General features: G+C 59.5%; 13 protein-coding genes. 9 read left to right on the forward strand and 4 right to left on the reverse strand.

Annotated features, from left to right (window positions below):
- The first annotated feature begins 52 nt into the window (after positions 1 to 52).
- Genes ACCD00_RS11510 through ACCD00_RS11525 form a run of 4 tightly spaced genes read left to right on the forward strand, consistent with a single transcriptional unit; the run spans position 53 to position 3,397 of the window.
- Positions 53 to 781 carry an ABC transporter permease gene (locus ACCD00_RS11510; RefSeq protein WP_413424535.1) on the forward strand — a complete coding sequence of 243 codons (729 nt, stop codon included), beginning with the start codon at positions 53 to 55 and terminating at the stop codon, positions 779 to 781.
- Positions 778 to 1,488, forward strand: coding sequence for an ABC transporter permease (locus ACCD00_RS11515; RefSeq protein WP_413424537.1), 711 nt, complete (start codon positions 778 to 780; stop codon positions 1,486 to 1,488). Before ACCD00_RS11510 ends, ACCD00_RS11515 begins: the two co-directional genes overlap by 4 nt.
- A gap of 12 nt (positions 1,489 to 1,500) precedes the next feature.
- On the forward strand, positions 1,501 to 2,619 hold the full coding sequence (locus ACCD00_RS11520) for a succinylglutamate desuccinylase/aspartoacylase family protein (RefSeq protein WP_413424539.1): 1,119 nt from the start codon (positions 1,501 to 1,503) through the stop codon (positions 2,617 to 2,619).
- Between the two features lie 13 nt (positions 2,620 to 2,632).
- Positions 2,633 to 3,397, forward strand: a complete 765-nt coding sequence (locus tag ACCD00_RS11525) for an ABC transporter ATP-binding protein (protein ID WP_413424541.1) — start codon at positions 2,633 to 2,635, stop codon at positions 3,395 to 3,397.
- Positions 3,398 to 3,468: 71 nt separating this feature from the next.
- Here ACCD00_RS11525 and ACCD00_RS11530 read toward each other — a convergent pair whose 3' ends face one another.
- Entirely contained in the window at positions 3,469 to 3,678 is a 210-nt protein-coding gene (locus ACCD00_RS11530; RefSeq protein WP_043302162.1) for a hypothetical protein, read from the reverse strand.
- A 107-nt stretch (positions 3,679 to 3,785) separates the two neighbouring features.
- Positions 3,786 to 4,352, reverse strand: a complete 567-nt coding sequence (dcd, locus tag ACCD00_RS11535) for a dCTP deaminase (protein ID WP_007940589.1) — start codon at positions 4,350 to 4,352, stop codon at positions 3,786 to 3,788.
- Positions 4,353 to 4,705: 353 nt separating this feature from the next.
- Here dcd and ACCD00_RS11540 point away from each other — a divergent pair, with 353 nt between their 5' ends.
- A complete protein-coding gene (locus tag ACCD00_RS11540; protein WP_002554837.1) occupies positions 4,706 to 4,915 on the forward strand; it encodes a cold-shock protein in 210 nt (69 codons plus the stop codon).
- 98 nt (positions 4,916 to 5,013) lie between these two features.
- On the opposite strand, the gene ACCD00_RS11545 is transcribed toward ACCD00_RS11540, so the two are convergent.
- Entirely contained in the window at positions 5,014 to 6,021 is a 1,008-nt protein-coding gene (locus tag ACCD00_RS11545) for a DUF481 domain-containing protein (RefSeq protein WP_413424544.1), read from the reverse strand.
- Positions 6,022 to 6,175: 154 nt separating this feature from the next.
- Between ACCD00_RS11545 and ACCD00_RS11550 the strand changes: the two genes are divergently transcribed.
- From ACCD00_RS11550 to ACCD00_RS11565, 4 genes are all read left to right on the forward strand, one after another.
- The gene (locus ACCD00_RS11550) at positions 6,176 to 6,538 is read left to right on the forward strand and encodes an MGMT family protein (protein WP_256356894.1); all 363 of its coding nucleotides are present in this window, start codon (positions 6,176 to 6,178) and stop codon (positions 6,536 to 6,538) included.
- A gap of 44 nt (positions 6,539 to 6,582) precedes the next feature.
- Entirely contained in the window at positions 6,583 to 8,142 is a 1,560-nt protein-coding gene (locus tag ACCD00_RS11555; RefSeq protein WP_413424546.1) for an AmpG family muropeptide MFS transporter, read from the forward strand.
- A 143-nt stretch (positions 8,143 to 8,285) separates the two neighbouring features.
- Positions 8,286 to 10,001: a proline--tRNA ligase gene (locus ACCD00_RS11560; protein WP_413424548.1), complete on the forward strand. Its 1,716-nt coding sequence runs from the start codon at positions 8,286 to 8,288 to the stop codon at positions 9,999 to 10,001.
- Between the two features lie 19 nt (positions 10,002 to 10,020).
- The gene (locus ACCD00_RS11565; RefSeq protein ID WP_413424550.1) at positions 10,021 to 10,974 is read left to right on the forward strand and encodes a hypothetical protein; all 954 of its coding nucleotides are present in this window, start codon (positions 10,021 to 10,023) and stop codon (positions 10,972 to 10,974) included.
- A 125-nt stretch (positions 10,975 to 11,099) separates the two neighbouring features.
- Here ACCD00_RS11565 and dinB read toward each other — a convergent pair whose 3' ends face one another.
- Positions 11,100 to 12,161, reverse strand: a complete 1,062-nt coding sequence (gene dinB, locus ACCD00_RS11570; RefSeq protein ID WP_413424552.1) for a DNA polymerase IV — start codon at positions 12,159 to 12,161, stop codon at positions 11,100 to 11,102.
- Positions 12,162 to 12,509 lie beyond the last annotated feature (348 nt).

The raw sequence follows: 12,509 nt of genomic DNA on the forward strand, positions 1-12,509 counted from the left end.
CGGCGCCCATCTCTTGATGGGCGCTTTTTTCATCCGATCAGGTTGCTGATTTATGTTCGAAAACCTCCTGCAAAATCTGGGGCTCTCTGCCTTCAGCCTCAAGGGCTTCGGTCCGCTGCTGATGCAAGGTACCTGGATGACCATCAAATTATCGGCGATGTCGCTGCTGGTGGCCGTGTTGCTCGGCCTGCTCGGCGCCAGTGCCAAGCTGTCGAAAGTAAAACTGCTGCGCCTGCCTGCCCAGTGCTACACCACGCTGATTCGCGGGGTGCCGGATCTGGTGCTGATGCTGCTGATCTTCTACAGCCTGCAAACCTGGCTGACGTCGCTCACCGACTACATGGAATGGGAATACATCGAGATTGACCCGTTCAGCGCCGGGGTTCTGACCCTGGGCTTCATCTACGGCGCGTACTTCACCGAAACTTTCCGCGGCGCCATCCTCGCCGTGCCGCGCGGTCAGGTCGAAGCGGCCACCGCCTACGGTCTCAAACGCGGCCAGCGCTTCTGGATCGTGGTGTTCCCCCAAATGATGCGCTTTGCCCTGCCGGGTATCGGCAACAACTGGATGGTGATGCTCAAGGCTACCGCACTGGTGTCGATCATCGGCCTGGCCGACCTGGTCAAGGCTGCCCAGGATGCGGGTAAAAGCAGCTATCAACTGTTTTACTTCCTGGTACTCGCCGCCTTGATCTACCTGTTGATCACCAGTGCCTCCAACTTCGTTCTGCGTTGGCTCGAACGCCGCTACGCTGCCGGCACCCGGGAGGCCGTACGATGATCGAACTCCTGCAGGAATACTGGAAAGCCTTCCTCTACACCGACGGACAGAACATCACCGGCCTGGCCATGACCATGTGGCTGCTCAGCGCTTCGATTTTCATCGGTTTCATCGTGTCGATCCCGCTGTCCATCGCCCGGGTTTCTCCACACTTCTACATTCGCTGGCCGGTGCAGTTCTACACCTATCTGTTTCGGGGTACGCCACTCTATATTCAGCTGCTGATCTGTTACACGGGGATCTACAGCCTGGCCGCCGTGCGTGCGCAACCGCTGCTCGACAGCTTCTTTCGCGATGCGATGAACTGCACCATCCTGGCGTTCGCCCTGAACACCTGCGCCTACACCACGGAGATCTTCGCCGGGGCGATTCGCAGCATGGCCCACGGTGAAGTCGAAGCGGCCAAGGCCTATGGCCTCACTGGCTGGAAGCTGTATGCCTACGTGATCATGCCGTCCGCCCTGCGTCGCTCGTTGCCTTACTACAGCAACGAAGTGATTCTGATGCTGCACTCGACCACCGTGGCCTTCACCGCGACCATCCCGGACATTCTGAAAGTCGCGCGGGACGCCAACTCGGCGACCTTCCTGACTTTCCAGTCGTTCGGCATCGCCGCGCTGATCTACCTGACCGTCACTTTTGCGCTGGTCGGCCTGTTTCGCCTTGCCGAACGTCGATGGCTGGCCTTCCTCGGGCCGACCCACTAGGACTTAACGTACATGCGCCACCAGAAACATGACCTGCTGTCCCCAATGCCGGGGACCGCGAGACAGATCCACAGTTTTCACTTCGGCCCACAACCGGCCAACGGCAAGATATACATCCAGGCCTCCCTGCACGCCGACGAAATGCCCGGCATGCTGGTGGCCTGGCACCTCAAGCAACGACTGGCGGAGCTGGAGGCTGCCGGTCGCCTGCGTAGCGAAATCGTGCTGGTGCCCATCGCCAATCCGGTGGGCCTGGAACAGGTGCTGATGGATGTGCCGCTGGGCCGCTATGAGCTGGAAAGCGGCCAGAACTTCAACCGCTGGTTCGTCGACCTCAGTGAGGAAGTCGGCAACGCGATCGAAGGCAAGCTCGGTGACGATCCGCAGCACAATCAGCAATTGGTCCGCAGCAGCCTGCGCGATGCGCTGGCCCGGCAGACCGCCAGCACCCAACTGCAATCCCAGCGCCTGACCCTGCAGCGACTGGCCTGCGACGCCGACATGGTGCTCGACCTGCATTGCGATTTCGAAGCGGTCGCACACCTCTACACCACACCTGAAGCCTGGCCGCAGGTCGAGCCGCTGGCCCGCTACATCGGTGCCGAAGCCAGCCTGCTGGCAACCGATTCCGGTGGCCAGTCGTTCGACGAATGCTTCACCCTGCTCTGGTGGCAGTTGAAGGAACGCTTCGGCGAACACTTCGACATTCCGCCGGGCAGTTTTTCCGTGACCGTCGAATTGCGCGGCCAGGGCGACGTCAATCACCCGCTGGCCAGCCTCGACTGTCAGGCGTTGATCGACTACCTGATCCATTTCGGCGCGATCGCCGGCGAACCCGCGCCCCTGCCCGAGCTGCCCTATCCGGCGACACCTCTGGCCGGCGTAGAACCGGTGGCTACGCCCGTCGGCGGGCTGCTGGTGTTCACCGCGCTACCGGGACAGTACCTGGAAGCAGGGCAACTGATCGCCGAGATCATTGATCCGGTCAACGATCACGTCACCCCCGTTCATTGCTCCGCCGCCGGGTTGATGTACGCCCGTTCGCTGCGTCGCATGGCCACTGCCGGCATGGTGATCGCCCACGTCGCGGGCACCGAAGCCTATCGCAGCGGCTATCTACTTTCGCCTTGAGGATGCATGCCCCATGTACAAATTGACCATCGAAGGCCTGCATAAAAGCTATGGCGACCATGAAGTCCTCAAAGGTGTTTCACTCAAGGCCAAAACCGGTGACGTCATCAGCCTGATCGGCGCCAGTGGCTCGGGTAAAAGTACTTTTCTGCGTTGCATCAACTTTCTTGAACAACCCAACGACGGCGCCATGAGCCTCGACGGGCAGAACGTCCGCATGATCAAGGATCGCCACGGCATGCACGTGGCCGACGCCAATGAACTGCAGCGCATTCGCACCCGCCTGGCCATGGTGTTCCAGCACTTCAACCTGTGGAGCCATATGACAGTGCTGGAAAACATCACCATGGCTCCGCGCCGGGTGCTGGGGTGCGACAGGAAAGAAGCCGAGGACCGCGCCCGGCGCTACCTCGACAAGGTGGGGCTGGCCTCCCGTGTGGCGGACCAGTACCCGGCATTCCTGTCCGGCGGTCAGCAACAACGGGTTGCGATTGCCCGGGCACTGGCCATGGAACCGGAAGTCATGCTGTTCGACGAACCAACTTCGGCGCTGGACCCGGAACTGGTGGGTGAAGTACTGAAAGTGATCCAGGGCCTGGCCGAAGAAGGCCGGACCATGATCATGGTGACCCACGAAATGAGCTTCGCCCGCAAAGTGTCGAGCCAGGTGTTGTTTCTGCACCAGGGCCTGGTTGAGGAAGAAGGCACGCCGGAAGACGTGCTGGGCAATCCGAAAAGCGAGCGATTGAAGCAGTTCCTGAGTGGCAACCTGAAGTAACGGCTGAAAAAATAACCTGTGGGAGCGCCGCACCGCCGCTCCCACTTTTTTGATCGGTAGCGTCTGGCCTGTCAGACAACAGGCGCAGGCGGTGGCTCATCCGGCAAAGTGGGTTCGCCAGGTTCCATCGGCTCTTCGTTCGGGGTATCAGGGTCAGGCTGACCAGGGATGCCCCCCGCCATGCTGACGGGTGGATGTGCCATCAAGTACCAGGCCAGAACGCCAACCTGATTGGGTTCAAGCCTTGCCAGTTCGGCACTGATTCGTGGATCGATCTTCATTCGGCACTCCTGAGCGATGGCCCGACCCGCCTTGCGCGGATCGGAGCAGTACACTCCATAGAGTGTACGCCCGCTCAGGAATTCCAGATATTTGCCGGACGGTTGACTCAGGTGCGAGGCAGGGTCACGCCACGCTGGCCCTGATACTTGCCGCCACGGTCCTTGTAGGACACTTCACACTCTTCGTCAGACTCGAGGAACAGCATCTGCGCCACGCCTTCGTTCGCGTAGATTTTCGCCGGCAGATTGGTGGTGTTGGAGAACTCCAGGGTCACGTGACCTTCCCACTCAGGCTCGAGCGGCGTGACGTTGACGATGATGCCGCAGCGCGCGTAGGTGCTTTTACCCAGGCAAATGGTCAATACATTACGCGGAATGCGGAAGTATTCGACGGTGCTGGCCAGGGCGAAGGAGTTCGGAGGAATGATGCATACGTCGCTGTGGATGTCGACGAAGCTGCCGGCATCGAAGTTTTTCGGGTCGACGATAGCCGAATTGATGTTGGTGAACACCTTGAAATGATTGGTGCAACGTACATCGTAGCCATAGCTCGACACGCCATAGGAAATCACACGGCTATCGTCGCTGCCGCGCATCTGGCGCTCGACGAAAGGCTCGATCATGCCGTGCTCTTGCGCCATGCGGCGAATCCACTTGTCCGATTTGATGCTCATGGCGGGTGTCCTGAATAGCGAGGTCGAAAAATTCTGTCCGGCATCTTACCGGGCGCGCCGCCGGGTTCAAAGTCCGCGGTGCAATTCTCGCCGAACATGCAGGAATTACCTGCGCTGGCGACGAACCGTCACACCGCCGATCCTTAAAACAGAGAAACCTGCGCAAGAAGCATTGGCACGTCCCGGAAAAAGGGTTAAGGTGACGTCACTGTGCTGCTTGTGTCACTGAGAATCTCTACACGATATGTTGAATTTCGATCCAACCATCTACAAGAATTTTTCCTGCTCTTTGCACTCAGTCTCGGCCAGGGTTCTTCCTGAGTCGCAGTTATCTTTGTTCAAGGAGTTACACCATGTCTAATCGCCAAACCGGTACCGTTAAGTGGTTCAACGATGAAAAAGGCTTCGGCTTCATCACTCCACAATCCGGTGACGACCTGTTCGTTCACTTCAAAGCTATCCAGTCCGACGGCTTCAAAAGCCTGAAAGAAGGCCAACAGGTTTCTTTCATCGCTACCCGCGGTCAGAAAGGCATGCAAGCTGAAGAAGTTCAAGTTATCTAACTTGTACTTGCTTTAGTAAAAAGCCCCGCTCTCAACAGCGGGGCTTTTTTGTGGGCGGACGTTTTTTGTCCACACAAGGCGGCGATCTTTTGATGTCCTTACCAGGTCACGCCAAACCCTGCGGTGTAGCGTGTCTTGTCCAGATCCGCATCGTCGGTGCCGCTGATGATGTCCCGCTCCGCCTTCAGGTTCAGCGAAGCCCAGTCAGTCACCTTGTAGCGCAACCCCATCTCGGCATCGAGTGCGTAGTCGGCCACGCCCGACAGCGGCTTGCCGACCTCACCATTGGTGAAAAACTCGACACGCTTGCCGATCAGGTAGCGGTTGTAGTCCCACTTCATGGCCAGGGCGTAGAAATTGTCCTTGCTGCCATCAGAGAACTCAAAGTCCGTGTGGTTGATCAACGACCCCAGGGAGAAGGCCCCGAGCTCGTCATCCCAGAACTGATAGCCGGGACCGGTACCGACGGTGCGCTGACGGGAAAGGTCTTCGACCTTGTCGCGCTTGTACACCAGGCGCCCCTGCCAGAACCATTGCTCGGTCAGGAACCGGTCGATGGAGTACTCGGCCCGCCAATTGTCGGTGGTCACCACGCTGTCCTGGAACTCACGGTTGTATTCGCCTTCGGCGGTATGCCGCCAGCGACCGTGACGCGCACTGGTCTTGAAATCGATGCCGTAGTCATCGGTATCGTTTTCCGCCCGCTGATAATCCAGCGCGATATCGACGTTGCCTTTCCACACCAGATCCTCGACCACCGGTTTTGGCTTGAGGATCTGCTGAATGCTCGCCAGCTCGACCGTCTTCGGTGCTTCACCATTGGCCAGCGTGACCTTGCCGGCATCCGCCGCTTTCAGCGCCTTGGCTTTCTCGCCACTGTAGGCATCCTGCTTGACCAGCAATTCCTGATCGCTGTCCAGGGTCTTGACCTGTTTCCAGTCGATCGTCACCGCACCGGCGTACTCGGTCTGGATCAGCAGCTTGCCGCCATCGAACAGCGTGATCTTGCCACTCAGCTTGTCACCGTTCTTCAACCACACGGTATCGGCCAGCAAGGGAGTGGAAGCACTGAGGACAGCGAGACACAGCAGGGATCTGGACAACATATGCAAAATACAGGCTCGGGCTTGCAAGAAAAGTCGGCATTATCCGTTGGAACAAGGCCCTGACAAGGACTGACCCGACTATTTCTGTTGAGTTCATTTCTCAACTTCCTGCACAGGAATTACTCTAACGACGGTAAAGCAGACTTTTTCAGGAATGACGGACGTGACCGATCCAACCGATGAACCCGAGAGTGCGGCGCAAATCCGACGCACGGCACTGTACCTGACACTGGCGCAAGTTCCCGAGGGCAAGGTCGTCAGCTACGGTCAATTGGCCGAGCTTGCAGGACTGGGTCGCGCCGCCCGCTGGGTCGGCCGCACCCTCAGCCAATTGCCGAGCGACAGCAAGTTGCCCTGGCATCGCGTTCTGGGCGCAAACGGACGTATCAGCCTGCCGGTCGGCAGCCCTTCGGGGGATGAGCAGCGCGCACGATTGCGCATGGAGGGCATCAGTGTCCTGAATAATCGTGTTGATATTCAGCGCCATGGCTGGCGTCCGGTAGAGCACAGCGGTTAGAGTGCGCCCTTTGTTTCCGTATTTCTTGAGGCAGACTCCAGCCCATGCCCCGTAAAACCTGGCGCGCCGCGCTCGCCGCTTATGCCAGCCCCTCGACACTCGTGCTGTTGCTGCTTGGTTTCGCCGCCGGCCTGCCTTACATGCTGGTGTTTTCGACGCTTTCGGTCTGGCTGCGTGAAGCCGGCGTGGCTCGCGAAACCATTGGCTATGCAAGCCTGATCGGCCTGGCATATGCCTTCAAATGGGTCTGGTCACCGCTGCTCGACCAATGGCGACTGCCATTGCTCGGCAAACTCGGTCGACGACGTTCCTGGCTCGTATTGTCCCAGGCACTGGTCATCCTTGGCCTGATCGGGATGGGATTCTGCGACCCGCAAAAGCATCTCTCCTGGCTCATCGCTATCGCGGTGATCGTCGCCTTCGCCTCGGCGACGCAGGACATTGCGGTAGACGCCTATCGCCTGGAGATCGCCGAGGACAATCGCCAGGCCGCCCTGGCCGCCAGCTACATGTCCGGTTACCGGGTCGCCGCACTGCTGGCGACTGCAGGCGCGCTGTATTTCGCCGAAGGCTTTGGCTCCACCGGCTTCAACTACAAGCATTCGGCCTGGGCCGGCACTTACATCCTGTTCGGGGCGCTGATGGTCCCGGCACTGCTGACTTCACTGTTCATGCGCGAACCACCCGTGCCGTTACGCACGCAACTGCAGGCCGGGCGCTACAGTTTCGTGCATCAACTGGCCTCGGTATTCGTGCTGATCATATTGCTGGTGTCCGTGCCGGCCATGTTCACCCAGCTCTACAACACCGACTTTGCCAGCGTACTGTTCGAAGGCGTGAGCCCGCTCGACCTGCTGCTCGAAGACCGCGCGTTCCTGCGGGCCATCCTCTACATCACGCTCACCGCCCTGTGCCTCTCGGCCATGGGCCGACGCGGCCTGGCACCGGTACTGACGCCGGTCAACGACTTCATCCTGCGATACCGCTGGCAAGCCCTGCTGCTGCTCGGCTTGATCGCCACCTATCGGATGTCCGATACGGTCATGGGCGTGATGGCCAACGTGTTCTATATCGACCAGGGCTTCACCAAGGACCAGATCGCCAGCGTCAGCAAAATCTTCGGCCTGATCATGACCCTGGTCGGCGCCGGCATGGGCGGCCTGCTGATCGTGCGCTTCGGCATCCTGCCGATCCTGTTCATCGGCGGCGTCGCCTCCGCGGCGACCAACATCCTGTTCCTGATGCTCGCCGACATGGGCCCCAACCTGAACATGCTGGTGCTGACCATCTCCCTGGACAACTTCAGTTCAGGCCTGGCCACCTCAGCCTTCGTCGCCTACCTGTCGAGCCTGACCAACCTCAAGTTCTCCGCTACCCAGTACGCCCTGCTCAGCTCGATCATGCTGCTACTGCCACGCCTGATCGGCGGCTACTCCGGAGTCATGGTGGAGAAGTTCGGTTATCACAACTTCTTCCTGATTACCGCCCTGCTGGGCGTCCCAACCCTGCTGCTGATCGCCTTGCACTGGTTCCAGGAAAATCGCCGCGCAGGTCCGACACCGACACCGGAGCCGGTGCAGACCCCGGTCACCGAAGAATCGTAGGTTCTTTACCCAGGAAAAATCGCGGAGGGCCGCGTGAATCGCGCTCTCCGGCCACACCACCGACCGCACGCCTGTACGCCAGCGGAACTCGCCCGTACAATGCTCCGTCATTTCTCGTCATCAGCAATCGATAACGGCCAACCATGCGCACCAGTCAATTTTTGCTCGCCACACAAAAAGAAACGCCTTCCGACGCGGTCGTGATCAGCCACCAGCTGATGCTGCGCGCCGGCATGATCCGCAAACTCGCCTCGGGCCTGTACACCTGGCTGCCGATGGGCTTGCGGGTAATGCGCAAGGTCGAAGCCGTCGTTCGTGAAGAAATGAACGCCGCCGGCTCGCTCGAAGTGTTGATGCCGAGCACGCAACCGGCTGAGCTGTGGCAGGAATCCGGGCGCTGGGAAGAGTACGGCCCTGAATTGCTGCGCTTCAAGGATCGCCACGGTCGCGATTTCTGCGCAGGTCCCACCCATGAAGAAGTCATCACCGATCTGATGCGCAACGAGTTGAGCAGCTACAAGCAGCTGCCGATCAACCTGTACCAGATCCAGACCAAATTCCGTGATGAGATCCGCCCACGCTTCGGCTTGATGCGCGGCCGCGAATTCATCATGAAGGACGCCTATTCGTTCCACGCCGACCAGCCTTCGCTGCAGGTCACCTACGACCGCATGCACCAGGCCTACTGCAACGTATTCACCCGTCTGGGCCTGAAGTTCCGCCCTGTTGAAGCCGACAACGGTTCCATCGGCGGTGCCGGTTCCCACGAGTTCCACGTGCTGGCCGAGTCCGGTGAAGACGACATCGTTTTCAGCAACGGCTCCGACTACGCCGCGAACATCGAGAAAGCCGAAGCCGTGCCACGGGAAACCTCGCGCGCCGCTCCGAGCGAAGAACTGCGCCTGGTCGACACCCCGAACGCAAAAACAATTGCGCAACTGGTCGAAGGCTTCAACCTGCCGATCGAGAAAACCATCAAGACCCTCGTGGTGCACGCTGAAGAAAAAGGCAAGCTGATTGCCCTGATCATCCGTGGCGACCATGAGCTGAACGAAATCAAGGCGGCCAACCAGCCAGGCGTTGCCAGCCCGCTGGTCATGGCCTCGGAAAGCGAACTGCGCGACGCCATTGGCGCCGGCGCCGGTTCCCTCGGCCCGCTGAACCTGCCGCTGCCGATCATCATCGACCGCTCTGTCGAACTGATGAGCGACTTTGGCATCGGTGCCAACATCGACGACAAACACTACTTCGGCGTGAACTGGGAGCGCGACCTGCCTGTTCCGACCGTTGCCGACCTGCGTAACGTCGTGACCGGCGACCCGAGCCCGGACGGCAAAGGCACCCTGGAAATCAAGCGCGGCATCGAAGTCGGGCACATCTTCCAGCTGGGCAACAAGTACAGCAAAGCGATGAAATGCGAAGTGCTGGGCGAGAACGGCAAGCCGGTCACCCTGGAAATGGGCTGCTATGGCATCGGCGTGTCCCGCGTGGTGGCGGCTGCCATCGAGCAGAACAACGACGAAAACGGGATCATCTGGAGCGACACTCTCGCGCCGTTCCAGATTGCCCTGGTGCCGCTGCGCTACGAAACCGAGCAGGTTCGCGAAGCCACCGACAAGCTGTACGCGGAACTGACCGCTGCCGGCTTCGAAGTGCTGCTGGACGACCGTGACAAGAAAACCAGCCCGGGCATCAAGTTCGCGGACATGGAGCTGATCGGCATTCCACACCGGATCGTGGTCAGTGACCGCGGCCTGGCCGAAGGCAACCTGGAATACAAGAGCCGTACCGAGGCCGACGCACAAGCGCTACCGGTCGCCGAGGTGCTGTCCTTCCTTCAGGCCCGCATCCGCCGCTGATACCAGATATAGAGGCGTCATGTTCAAGCGAAACACCTTAGGCCTCGGTGGTGCTGCCTTGTGCGGCACCCTGCTGGTCAGCGGCTGTGCCAACCACATGTCACAACGCAGCGAGCAAGAGGAACGTGTCGAGCGCAAATTGCTCGATCACAGCCTGCAGATCGATGTCGGTGAGCCCAAGGTGCTTGAGCTGCCGCAACGGCGGGTGAAAATTCACGAACAGAAGACTTTCGAAGTCACCGAATACGAAGTCACGCGTCACTACGACCGCTATACGCCGTACCAACCCTGGCGGGAGATTTACGAAATCCCGCTGGGCGCGGTGGCCGTGGTGGCGGGTATCGGTGCCAACGTGGTCAATGTGTTCACCCTCGGCAATCTGCCGGACAGCGTGACCAAGGACTGGCTGAGCTACGGTTTTGCCGGGCTCAACCCGTTCATGAACGTGCAGTCCCACGGCCGCGCGCAGCAAAACCTGGCCGGCATTGGTGAAGTCCAGCGCGACAAACGCACGGAGTACTCAAGCCTGCCCTGGAGCGAGCGCCCGGTCGAGGTCAAGGCCGGCAAGGAAACCTTCGAGCTGACCACCGACAAAAACGGCGTGCTGCGCCTGAATCTGCTGGACAGCCCGTTCGCCGAACATGACATCAATCATCTGAGCCGGTTGCTGATCCGTGTCGAGGATGCCCAGGGCAACGTGCACAGCGATTCCACCCTGGCCATCAGCAGCAACCTGCGCAGCAAGCTCTATGAGGCCCACGGCCTGATTTACGACGACCTCGAAGGCGATGAGGTGAGCCAGTGGGTACATCGGGTCAAGCGCCTGTCGGAACTGGGCCTTGAAGAAGAAGCCAGTGAGCTGGAACAGAGCCTGATCGAACTGACACGCAATGATCCCGAATTGCAGAGCGAATTCCTCAAGTCGCTGGCCCGCAATGGCGAACGACTGGTGGCGAATCCGGGGCTGAACTAAAAAGCCAAAAGCTTCGTCGGATCGCCGCCCGGAGCAAGCCCGCTCCCACACTGGATTTGTGAACACCTCAAATCCAATGTGGGAGCGGGCTTGCTCGCGAAGGGGCCCGCAGATTCACCTCCGAACTACCGCTCAAACAACTCCATCTGCTCGAACCCGCCCCGCAAGTCCTCCAGCCGCACGCCGACACCCAACAACCGCACCGGTTTACCGCCGCGATTGAAGGCCTGGGTCAGCATCAACTGATAACTCCCCAGATCCCGCCCTGCCCCGGCCTGCTCCAATGTTGTCTGGGTGAAGTCGTGGAACTTCACTTTGACGAATGGCTTGCCCGGACGATAACTGCTGTCGATTCGTGCCATGCGACCGGCCAGGGTCTCCAGCAGCTCGGGCAACTTGTCCAGGCAACTCTTCAGGTCTGGCAGGTCAACGTCGTAGGTGTTTTCAACAGAGATCGACTGACGACGGCTGTCGTTGTGCACCACGCGGTCATCGATCCCACGGGCCAGGCTCCAGAGCCGCTCGCCAAAGCTGCCGAACTCACGCACCAGTGCCAACTTGTCCCACTCGCGCAATTGCAGGCAATCGGAAATGCCCAGCTTGCCGAGCTTGTCGGCGGTGACTTTACCGACCCCGTGCAATTTGCCCACCGGCAAGCCACTGACAAAGTCCTCGACCTGGTCCGGAGTAATGACGAACAGGCCGTTGGGCTTTTTCCAGTCACTGGCGATCTTGGCCAGAAACTTGTTCGGCGCCACACCCGCCGACACGGTGATATGCAGTTGGTTGGAGACCCGGCGCCGGATGTCCTGGGCGATTCGCGTCGCACTGCCCGCGAAATGCGCACTGTCCGACACATCGAGGTACGCTTCGTCGAGCGAAAGTGGCTCGATGATCTCGGTGTAATCGCGAAAGATCGTGTGGATTTCCCTGGACGCCTCTCTATAGGCATCCATGCGCGGCTTGACGATGATCAGGTCCGGGCACAGTTTCAAGGCATGCCCGGAGGACATTGCCGAACGCACCCCATACGCTCGCGCCTCATAATTGCAGGTGGCGATCACCCCGCGCCGATCCGCCGACCCGCCCACCGCCAATGGCTTGCCGGCCAGGCGCGGGTCGTCACGCATCTCAATGGCGGCGTAGAAACAATCACAATCGACGTGGATGATCTTTCGCTGAGTCATGGCAAAGCAGTGTTCATGGCAAGGAAAAGGCATCTGGGTATGCCGGATATGCAGTATCTCACCGACACCTGTATATAGCACCAGTAGTCTGAATGTTCTTTTCGACTCGTGGGAAATGTCGTTGATAAATTTATTTTTTCAATCGAAAAAACATTCTCAATAGAGCCGCAGGCCTTGCCCCGCCTGCCTCACAGGCTGGCCAACCCGCCTGTCGACAAGCTAACCGATTGAAGCGGAACAGGTTTTATCTGAATTGAAGGTTGACACCCCGGCGTTTCTCTATAGAATGCCGGCACACAGACGCGGGATGGAGCAGTCTGGTAGCTCGTCGGGCTCATAACCCGAAGG

This window comes from Pseudomonas sp. Pseusp3 (genome assembly GCF_047304225.1).
Classification (GTDB): domain Bacteria; phylum Pseudomonadota; class Gammaproteobacteria; order Pseudomonadales; family Pseudomonadaceae; genus Aquipseudomonas; species Aquipseudomonas fluorescens_CD.

Excerpts from the sequence above, each read along its gene's own strand:
- ACCD00_RS11550 (WP_256356894.1), top strand. The coding sequence starts at position 6,176 with ATGACGGACGTGACCGATCCAACCGATGAACCCGAGAGTGCGGCGCAA.
- dcd (WP_007940589.1), bottom strand. The coding sequence starts at position 4,352 with ATGAGCATCAAATCGGACAAGTGGATTCGCCGCATGGCGCAAGAGCAC.
- ACCD00_RS11555 (WP_413424546.1), top strand. The coding sequence starts at position 6,583 with ATGCCCCGTAAAACCTGGCGCGCCGCGCTCGCCGCTTATGCCAGCCCC.
- ACCD00_RS11530 (WP_043302162.1), bottom strand. The coding sequence starts at position 3,678 with ATGAAGATCGATCCACGAATCAGTGCCGAACTGGCAAGGCTTGAACCC.
- ACCD00_RS11540 (WP_002554837.1), top strand. The coding sequence starts at position 4,706 with ATGTCTAATCGCCAAACCGGTACCGTTAAGTGGTTCAACGATGAAAAA.
- ACCD00_RS11520 (WP_413424539.1), top strand. The coding sequence starts at position 1,501 with ATGCGCCACCAGAAACATGACCTGCTGTCCCCAATGCCGGGGACCGCG.
- dinB (WP_413424552.1), bottom strand. The coding sequence starts at position 12,161 with ATGACTCAGCGAAAGATCATCCACGTCGATTGTGATTGTTTCTACGCC.
- ACCD00_RS11525 (WP_413424541.1), top strand. The coding sequence starts at position 2,633 with ATGTACAAATTGACCATCGAAGGCCTGCATAAAAGCTATGGCGACCAT.
- ACCD00_RS11515 (WP_413424537.1), top strand. The coding sequence starts at position 778 with ATGATCGAACTCCTGCAGGAATACTGGAAAGCCTTCCTCTACACCGAC.
- ACCD00_RS11560 (WP_413424548.1), top strand. The coding sequence starts at position 8,286 with ATGCGCACCAGTCAATTTTTGCTCGCCACACAAAAAGAAACGCCTTCC.
- ACCD00_RS11565 (WP_413424550.1), top strand. The coding sequence starts at position 10,021 with ATGTTCAAGCGAAACACCTTAGGCCTCGGTGGTGCTGCCTTGTGCGGC.
- ACCD00_RS11510 (WP_413424535.1), top strand. The coding sequence starts at position 53 with ATGTTCGAAAACCTCCTGCAAAATCTGGGGCTCTCTGCCTTCAGCCTC.
- ACCD00_RS11545 (WP_413424544.1), bottom strand. The coding sequence starts at position 6,021 with ATGTTGTCCAGATCCCTGCTGTGTCTCGCTGTCCTCAGTGCTTCCACT.